General features: G+C 57.1%; 7 protein-coding genes. 5 read left to right on the top strand and 2 right to left on the bottom strand.

Annotated features, from left to right (window positions below; translation table 11 throughout):
* Window positions 1-461 (top strand): aminoacyl--tRNA ligase-related protein (locus VGE80_RS18795; protein ID WP_440593726.1); only part of this gene is annotated, 461 nt, incomplete at its 5' end.
* Between the two features lie 258 nt (window positions 462-719).
* On the opposite strand, the gene VGE80_RS18790 is transcribed toward VGE80_RS18795, so the two are convergent.
* Together VGE80_RS18790 and VGE80_RS18785 are read right to left on the bottom strand one after the other, a co-directional pair.
* Window positions 720-1616 carry a lipid kinase gene (locus VGE80_RS18790; RefSeq protein WP_440593725.1) on the bottom strand — a complete coding sequence of 299 codons (897 nt, stop codon included), beginning with the start codon at window positions 1614-1616 and terminating at the stop codon, window positions 720-722.
* A 518-nt stretch (window positions 1617-2134) separates the two neighbouring features.
* Window positions 2135-2383 (bottom strand): hypothetical protein, encoded by a 249-nt coding sequence (locus VGE80_RS18785; RefSeq protein WP_440593724.1) that lies wholly within the window; start codon window positions 2381-2383, stop codon window positions 2135-2137.
* Between the two features lie 424 nt (window positions 2384-2807).
* Between VGE80_RS18785 and VGE80_RS18780 the strand changes: the two genes are divergently transcribed.
* From VGE80_RS18780 to VGE80_RS18765, 4 genes are all read left to right on the top strand, one after another.
* On the top strand, window positions 2808-4268 hold the full coding sequence (locus VGE80_RS18780) for a sigma 54-interacting transcriptional regulator (RefSeq protein ID WP_440593723.1): 1461 nt from the start codon (window positions 2808-2810) through the stop codon (window positions 4266-4268).
* A 554-nt stretch (window positions 4269-4822) separates the two neighbouring features.
* Window positions 4823-5077 (top strand): hypothetical protein, encoded by a 255-nt coding sequence (locus tag VGE80_RS18775; protein ID WP_397570473.1) that lies wholly within the window; start codon window positions 4823-4825, stop codon window positions 5075-5077.
* Window positions 5078-5566: 489 nt separating this feature from the next.
* Window positions 5567-6862 carry an O-acetylhomoserine aminocarboxypropyltransferase/cysteine synthase family protein gene (locus VGE80_RS18770; RefSeq protein ID WP_397570472.1) on the top strand — a complete coding sequence of 432 codons (1296 nt, stop codon included), beginning with the start codon at window positions 5567-5569 and terminating at the stop codon, window positions 6860-6862.
* Window positions 6829-7362, top strand: a complete 534-nt coding sequence (locus VGE80_RS18765) for a CoA-binding protein (RefSeq protein WP_373651594.1) — start codon at window positions 6829-6831, stop codon at window positions 7360-7362. Before VGE80_RS18770 ends, VGE80_RS18765 begins: the two co-directional genes overlap by 34 nt.
* The last annotated feature ends 300 nt before the right edge of the window (window positions 7363-7662 follow it).

The raw sequence follows: 7662 nt of genomic DNA, 5'->3' as shown, positions 1-7662 counted from the left end.
ACCGCGTCCATCAGTTTACGAAAGTCGAGATGTTCGGCTTTACGGCTCCGGATGTCGCGGCTTCTGACGCGCTTCATGCCGAGATCGTGCAGATCGAAGAAGAGATCTTCCAGGGGCTGGGAATTCCCTACCGCGTGCTCGACATTGCATCGGGTGACCTGGGAGGATCAGCCTACCGCAAGTTTGATCTCGAGGCCTGGATGCCAGGACGAGGGGAAGCGGGTGAATGGGGCGAAGTGACCTCGGCGTCGAATTGCACCGACTTCCAGGCTCGTCGGTTGGGAATCCGCTGCAAATCACCCGACTGGAAGGGAACACGATACGTCCACACACTGAACGGAACCGCCATCGCGGTGACGCGTGCGATCATCGCGATTCTCGAGAATTACCAGCAGGCAGACGGCAGCATCGTCATCCCGGAAGTCCTGCGTCCATGGGTTGGTAAAGAGAAAATCGGCTAGAGTCGCTGCAGCCGCCTGTGTCTGATTCCATCTCGATTCGAACAGCGGATGGAAGGCAGAGGAGGGAGGAGCTGAGTCTCATTTCCATTGTCGGGGGGCAGAGCATGTCGTGCTCTGCCCCTTCGACTTTTCGAGAGTTGCGATCCCATGAGAGGCGGGACAGCATCAGTGTAGAAACTCTGCGAGGTCACACTCCCGTTCACGGGGTTCGGATTGGGAATCCAGGTTGAGCACGGGACCCGACAACACTACCGCAAGTCACGACTTTGATTCTGCGATCACGCCGTTAGGAACGAAAACGCGAACCGCCTGGGAAAGGACGCGAAATTCTGCCGGTGTCTGCGTCGTGATCTCCCCGTCCGTATTCAGCTTGCGAGGTCGACTCGTTTCAATCGTGAACTCTGTTCCCCTCAGCGTCCGAGCATGAGGCGATCGCGACAAGTCACCCCGATACATCGCCATCAGCAGCGGAATGATCTGCCACCAGCGCTGAATCTCGAGACTGTAGAAGTCCAGTCGGTTGTCGACGATGCTGGCATCGTCGGCAATGGTCAGCCCCCCGCCATAATAACGTCCGTTACCAACGGCGATTTGAATCGTTCGTACCTGTATCGATTCCATCTCCGAGCGAATGGAGGCGGTGAAGGGCCGCGACGCCACGATGACCCGTGCAGCGGTCAGCAGATACGCCAGAATTCCCCAGCGACTTTTGGAGCGTTTGGAAAGCTGCTCTGTGACTTTGACTGAGACTCCCAGACTCGCAACGTTGAAGTAATGTTTTCCATTGACCCAACCGACATCGATCGGGTGCATTTGACCTTCAAGGATGACCTGGCACGCCGCAGCGGGGTCCGTGGGAATTCCCAGCGTTCGTGCCAGATCGTTGGCTGTTCCCGAGGGGACGATTCCCAGTGGAACCGAGCATTCGACTAGACCATCCAGGGCGGCGTTCAGGGTTCCATCGCCCCCCACGATGATAATTTGATCAACGTCGTGACGGTGCTGCCGGATGAGCGAGACAAGTTGGTCGACATCCGGCGGCGATTCTCGAATGAGTTCGATGCCGTTCTGTGAGAGCTCCTTGGCAGCCGCATCGAAAGCGGATGCACCATTGCGTGAGTTACAATTACCAAGCAACAACGCGCGGCTCTTCATCGTTCGATCGTCCCCGTCTCATTCAGGCGGCAAGAGACCACGACCGCTCGGGCTTGCCTGATTGGCAGCACGCGGCCAACGGGACCATTAAGCAATTGTGTTGCCAATTGGCGGCACGCGGAAATCAGGCCCCATTCGGGTGCGGTGATCGCTCAATTCAGCCCACCAGTGACGCGTTCGCATCCTGCGCGGAGGAAAATCCACCACGCAATTCATCAGCAGCGAACCGTGAACGTCGTCGGGCCGGTAAACCGTTGCGTAGGGAGATGTACCTGAGATCAGAATCGGGAGGCCCCGCACATCCAGTCCAGAGCGAGGGAAATACGCTCGATGGTGCAAAGACGGGGTTCTTCAATCCGTGCGAATCTTCGACGTCCGTAACGGGACCGAACAATCAGGGATCGGACAGCGATTGTGGCTCGGCCTTGATCGATGTCCGTCGTCGGCTGTCGTACAGATCACGGGACGAGCGAACGAGTCAGTTCGGAATTACGGACATCGAGATCACCCCAATTCTGCTACGGCAGCTTGGTGATCAGTCCTTTGTAGGCACGCGTGGTGTATCCGTTGCAGTAAAAATCTGGACTCCGCTCACCGTGGGAGGAATGGAAGCCGTTCGCGGGGTGTTCTGCCACTGGCGACTTCAGCGGCAGCCAGGGTCCACGATTGGTCTGCGTCACCAATTGAGGCCGGCTTCGATTCCAGGCGCGTCCTCCTGCGGCCGCAGGACGGCAATCGGTCGTCAAAATCAGTCCAAGAGCGATCATGGTGCTCAGCAAAACCCGTTTCCGATTCATCATTTTGCCCTGGATACGCACGAGGAGGACTGACTTCGAACGGACCTTCCCTCCATCGGCAGAAGCAGCAGGTGGACCTGATCAATTATTCGCAGGTCATCAAATCACTTGCATGAAATAATGCGTGCCCGTGAACGATCCGTGTGGCGAAAAGTCCACGTGCCGCAGCGCGCGCGTGGGTATTCGGCTACGTGCGATCTCCTCCTTTACGGCCGGGTGTGTGCATTTAAGTGGATTGATATCAATGAGTTGAGAGGAGTTTCGAGGGCGATTTGTCCTTCGGCACTCGATTTGTATGAGAGTGGGGCTGGGCTGCGTGCGAGAGCCGATTCTCCTGCAGGAGTTCGTCTTACGGTTCCCGCGAGGGAGTGCCTGGATTCTTGAGTAGAGCGAAATGACAAAGCCACTGATTGTCGTCCTGAGCAACGACCAACTCATGGCCTCTGAACTTCCCGGCCTCTTTCAGGGGCGGGCAGAAATTCGCGCGTATGGATCCTCTGAGGAATTGCTCCATCTCGCGTCGACCACGCCCCCCGCGGCGATCGTCGCCGACTTTCGTAATGCTTCCAGTGGCGGGCATAGCGAAGTTCAGATCCTGGACCAAATCATCCAGCGATTACCTGCAGTTCGTCTCGCTGTCGTTACACCCGTGCAGTGCCCCGAACCGCTCCGTCGACGTGCGGCAACGACAGCAATCCTGCTGCTGGTGGGACGCCTGGATCGATCAGCGCTGCTCGAGGCGTTTGCGCCACTGTTTTCTCCTGACTCGGTAGGTATGAATCACCACTCCAGTGCTCAGACAACCTTGTTGGGGCAGGGGCTGACCGTTGCTGAGTCTCCGCCGCTCGGCACTTTGATGGGGATCAGTCGTCGTTTCGAAACGAATTCACCGCAATTGAAACAGATGCTGGTCGATCTTGAGATTGCTGCCCGGCACGACGTGACGATTCTGCTGATTGGCGAGACCGGCGCGGGCAAAACGTTCCTTTCGCGCCTGATTCACGAGGTCTCCCCTCGCCGTCACGATCCATTCCTGCCCGTCGCCTGTGGCGCGCTGCCGAGCGATCTGATCGAAAGTGAGCTTTTCGGCCATTCCAAGGGCTCATTCACGAGTGCTCATCAGGACAAAGAAGGAAAATTCATCGCTGCGCGCCGTGGCTCGATCCTGCTTGATGAGATTGACGCTTTGCGGCCGGAACAGCAGGTCAAGTTGCTGCGTGTGATCGAAACCGGCGAATTCGAACCGGTCGGATCGAATGAGACGCTGGTCTGTCAGGCCCGCTTGATCGTGGCCAGCAATCTTGAACTTCAGCAACTTGTCGAAGCCAATCGATTTCGTCCGGATCTGTACTACCGCTTGAACATGTTGAAGTTCGTCATTCCCCCCCTGCGGCGGCGTCAGATTGACATTGTTCCGCTCGCGAAAAAGTTCATCCGGCAATTCGCGATCCGGCATGGCGTACGGATCGAAGAGATCGATCCGGGGTTGTTTGACTCGCTGCTGGAGTATCCCTGGCCAGGCAACGTCCGCGAGCTCGAACACGTGATTCAGCGGGCCGTGATCTATTGTCGCGATGGCCTGTTGGCGAAGTCGCACCTCCCTTCGCATATCCTGTCCGGAAACGCGGGGCCGACGAATGATCCTACAGTGGAACTCCCCCGGACGCCGTTCGTCGATAAATCGATCGATAGTACGCTGGGACGCCGCGTCGCCTTCAATGAAAAGGAAATCATTGAGCAGTCGCTGTTCAAGAACAGTTTCAGCCGAACGAAGACAGCCCTGGAACTCGGTATCAGTCGCGTCACTCTTTACAACAAGATGAAGAAATACGGTCTGCAGCACGAGAAGCGTTGAACCGTTCGGTCTCGGGAGCGGCGCGTGACCCCTTATGCGGGCCGGATGGTCACGGCGCAATTTCCGGCCAATCCCTACGCTGTTTGCTGGTCCTAGGATGTCGGCATGACCTGACCCTTTTGCGCCGCAGTCGATTCTCCAATCACCCGCAGGGCCGGGAAAGCGGCGCAGAGCGCGACGCCATGTGGTCCGTACTTCCCGAGCAAGAGCCCACTCGGATGAGCAACTCGGGACGCGACCTCGTTCTGTTGAGAAATGGCCTGCGGTGACTCGCAGGCGTGGCGTCTCGGCGTCTGACCTCGAACTGACCGACAGTTCCCCGGCACATGACGTGGGCGGACGCTGCACAAGCCCATCCTTCCTGCGAGTGGGGGGCCTGCATGAATGGCGTATCCAGCGAAAATTGCAAACGTCGGCCGCGCTCATTGCGTGACGATCCGCCGCAATGCCGATAAGCTGCTCTGTTGAAGGCGAATCAGGTATGCAAGGACCTGGGTCTGTGGTTCGACCACTGCGGTCAATTCCCTCACATTGAATGAAGGATCAATTTTGTCATGACGGGTTACACAGTTCACACGGGGTCGACGAAGAAGTTTTCAGCAAGCTGGGATCGCATTTTCAGCGGTTCACCAACGGGCAAAAAGACCGGCGAACAGGCGGAATCCAAGAAGGCCCCTGCCAAGGTGGCCAAGAAGTCAGCCGCACGGAAAGCTCCTGCTTCTGACATGAGTCTCCCGGTGAAGAAGTCGGCTCTGAAAAAGGCCGCAGTGAAGAAAGCGGCGCCCCGGAACAGTAAACGAGGCAGTTGAGTCAAGTTTTAGCGATGATGCCTGTTATTCCCGACATCAGCGATCTGAGCCCGGTTGCGACGCTGTTCTGTCTCATCTGAAGCGAATCGTTCGCCGATAGGAATTGTGTCGAGAATCCTCTCCCGGCGAGATCATCGAAGCAGAAGCCCCCACCGCTCGCTTTGGATGGTTTTCCCCGGTTGAATTGTGACACCTTCCCGATCGCACGATTGGCCAGGCTTCCCACGGACGGTGACGAACCGAGCCGTTTTCATAGAACAGCCGTCGGCAGAGACTACTCTGCCGACGGCTGTTCCACTTTACCGCTTGAGGGTCAGGGCCACGTCGCAAGCGAGCGAGCACCCGCTGCCAACTTCCACGACTTTGAAACGGCCACTTGAAACGCACAATTTCAGCGGTGTTTTCATCGGGTCTGTTCACTCCATGGCAAAAGACCTGATACATTCCTGACAGCTTTTGTTTCGAGATTTCACCGAGGAACATTTATCCATGTCGTCGGACGCGAGCCGCAAGTTCGGATTTGAAACCCGCATGCTCCACGCAGGTCACATTCCCGACCCGCATGTCGGCGCGCGTGCAGTTCCGATCTACCAGACCACCTCGTACGTATTTCAGGATGCGGACCAGGCAGCGGAACTATTCGACCTGAAGCTTTACGGCAATATCTACACCCGAATCAGCAACCCCACGACCGCCGTCTTCGAAGAACGGCTGGCGTCACTGGAAAATGCGACAGGCTCGGTCGCACTGGCGAGTGGCATGGCGGCACAATTTGCCGTATTCATGACGCTGCTGGAACCCGGGGACGAGATTGTCGCCTCTTCGCAACTCTACGGCGGCACGGTTACCCAACTGACTCACACGCTCAAGAAGCTGTCGGTCACCGTCCGGTACGTCGATCCCAGCGATCTGAAGGCGTGGGAAGCGGCGATCACACCGAAAACGCGCTGTCTGTTCGGGGAAACGATTGGTAACCCCGGCGGTGCGATCCTCGATCTTGAGGCATTAGCCGCTCTGGCGAACAGCAAAAAAATTCCGCTGATCGTCGACAACACCTTTGCAACGCCCTACCTCTGTCGCCCGATCGACTGGGGGGCAACAATCGTGACGCATTCGGCGACGAAATTTCTGGGGGGGCATGGAACGAGTATCGGCGGCGCCGTCGTCGATTCGGGCGAATTTAACTTCTCTCGCTTTGCAACGATTGCAGATCCGTCACCTTCTTACCATGGCCTGCGGTTCTATGACACTTTCGGTCATTACGGCTTCCTGATGAAGCTGCGGACGGAAACGCTGCGGGATACCGGGGCCTGCATTTCACCCATGAACGCCTTCCTGCTCATTCAGGGACTCGAGACCCTCTCCCTGAGAATGGACCGCCACGTCAGCAACGCGATGGGTGTGGCCAGTTTCCTGTCCGAGCACCCCAAGGTAGCCAAGGTCAACTATGCGGGTCTGCCGGATAGCCCTTACCACGATCTCGCGAAGAAGTACCTGCCGAAGGGACCGGGGGCTGTCTTCTCTTTTGATCTGAAACCGATCGGTGGAGACGCCCGCGAGGCGGGACGTCGCTTTATCGAAGCACTTGAACTGTTCTCACACCTCGCCAACGTGGGGGATGCCCGCAGTCTGGTTATCCATCCGGCATCAACCACACATCAGCAACTCAGCGATGAAGAACTGACGGCCGGCAGCGTCGGACCTGGCCTTGTCCGATTGTCCGTGGGACTGGAAACCTTGGAGGACTTACTATGGGACTTGGATCAGGCGCTAGCTGCACTATAAGCCTGAATACGGCACTCACGTCCGAGCAACAGGCGATCTATCAGGATCCGCGTGTCATTCGTGAAATTCTGAGCGAGGCAAAAACCATCGCGATTGTCGGTCTATCCGCCGAACGGCAGAAGGCGAGCTACTTCGTAGCCACGTATCTGCAACGGGAAGGGTACCGCGTGATCCCGGTAAATCCTCGTGGGGGAACCATCCTCGGCGAGACCGTCTACCCTGACTTGCTCAGCATTCCCGAGAAAGTTGACCTGGTCGACGTCTTTCGTCCGGCCGGAGAACTTCCGACAATCGTCGATCAGGCAATTTCCATCGGGGCGAAATACGTCTGGACTCAGCTTCGCATCATCCAGTTCGAAGCGGCAGAAAAGGGACGTGCACACGGCCTGAAGGTGGTGATGGACAAATGCGTCAAGATGGAGCACGGTCGGTTCTCGGGCAGCCTTCACTGGGCCGGGATGAACACCGAAATCATTTCGGCCCGCCGCGCCAAGCGGTGATGCTTCAGAGATAGAAAAGAGCGTGAGAGATAGAAAAGAGCGTGTTGACCCATTCCGGGGACCACAAACCAGGAAAGTTTATCCCTGAATGGGGCCTCCGCCACGCCCCCGCAAGTTCCTGCTGCTTGCGTGTTCACGCGGTATGAACGGCTGCGTTGCTTCCCGCGATGTCTGGGTTGCAACGCACTGCAGGTCTCTCTTTGATTACTGCGAACGATCGTTGTCAAAGATCACTGTGAATACGTGCCATCTTCCGTCAGAACCATTTTGTCGGGGTACATGTCGATCACGGCCTTATCG

The organism is Schlesneria sp. (genome assembly GCF_036405755.1).
GTDB lineage: Bacteria > Planctomycetota > Planctomycetia > Planctomycetales > Planctomycetaceae > Schlesneria > Schlesneria sphaerica.
Note: the sequence above shows the minus strand (reverse complement) of the source record. Positions and strands in the feature narration are given on the sequence as shown.

Coding starts and splice junctions, on each gene's coding strand:
- VGE80_RS18780 (WP_440593723.1), top strand. CDS start 2,808: ATGACAAAGCCACTGATTGTCGTCCTGAGCAACGACCAACTCATGGCC.
- VGE80_RS18775 (WP_397570473.1), top strand. CDS start 4,823: ATGACGGGTTACACAGTTCACACGGGGTCGACGAAGAAGTTTTCAGCA.
- VGE80_RS18770 (WP_397570472.1), top strand. CDS start 5,567: ATGTCGTCGGACGCGAGCCGCAAGTTCGGATTTGAAACCCGCATGCTC.
- VGE80_RS18765 (WP_373651594.1), top strand. CDS start 6,829: ATGGGACTTGGATCAGGCGCTAGCTGCACTATAAGCCTGAATACGGCA.
- VGE80_RS18790 (WP_440593725.1), bottom strand. CDS start 1,616: ATGAAGAGCCGCGCGTTGTTGCTTGGTAATTGTAACTCACGCAATGGT.
- VGE80_RS18785 (WP_440593724.1), bottom strand. CDS start 2,383: ATGATCGCTCTTGGACTGATTTTGACGACCGATTGCCGTCCTGCGGCC.